The sequence below is a fragment of the Massilia sp. UBA6681 genome (assembly GCF_002454935.1).
In the GTDB taxonomy this organism is placed as follows: domain Bacteria; phylum Pseudomonadota; class Gammaproteobacteria; order Burkholderiales; family Burkholderiaceae_D; genus Telluria; species Telluria varians.
Genome location: NZ_DKJX01000029.1, coordinates 1 through 858, shown reverse-complemented (window position 1 = coordinate 858; position 858 = coordinate 1). Strand labels below are relative to the sequence as shown.

Sequence of the window (858 nt, the reverse complement as noted above, 5' to 3'; positions counted from 1 at the left end):
GACTGGATGATCCGCGCCGAGGACGACTGGCACGGCTTCGGCAAGCTGGCCGAGGGCTTCAACATGCTCGACCCGATCAAGTCGACCATCGTTACCCCGGGCCTGTCCCTGGACGGCAAGTTCGGCGACACCGGCATTCCGGCTTCGATCGTGACCAAGTACCTGGCCGAGCACGGCGTGATCATCGAGAAGTGCGGCCTGTACTCCTTCTTCATCATGTTCACCATCGGCATCACCAAGGGCCGCTGGAACACCCTGGTGACCGCGCTGCAGCAGTTCAAGGACGACTACGACCGCAACCAGCCGATGTGGCGCGTGATGCCGCAGTTCGCCGCGGCCAACCCGCGTTATGAGACCCGCGGCCTGCGCGACCTGTGCACCGAGATCCACCTGTTCTACAAGCAGTACGACGTGGCGCGCCTGACCACCGAGATGTACCTGTCGGACATGGTGCCGGCCATGAAGCCGTCGGACGCTTTCGCCAAGATGGCGCACCGCCAGATCGAGCGCGTGGCGATCGACGAGCTGGAAGGCCGCATCACCGCGATCCTGTTGACGCCTTACCCGCCGGGCATTCCGCTCCTGATCCCGGGCGAGCGCTTCAACCGGACCATCGTCGACTACCTGCGCTTCGCGCGCGACTTCAACGAGCGCTTCCCGGGCTTCGAGACCGACGTGCACGGGCTGGTCAAGCGTGAAGTCGACGGCAAGCGCGGCTACTTCGTGGATTGCGTGATGCAGGACGCGTAAGGGAGCCGCAAGGCCATGAAAAAACGCGCCCTTCAGCGTAATGCCGTTCAGTTAAGGTAGCTTCTTGACCTTTCGAACGGCATAGCGCTTCGGCGCTGCCTTGACGGC

At 63.3% G+C, this 858-nt stretch carries 1 pseudogene; it reads left to right on the top strand.

The features are described from left to right. Positions 1–750, top strand: a pseudogene (locus B2R83_RS03960) (lysine decarboxylase); the annotation flags it as partial. Between the last annotated feature and the right edge of the window lie 108 nt (positions 751–858).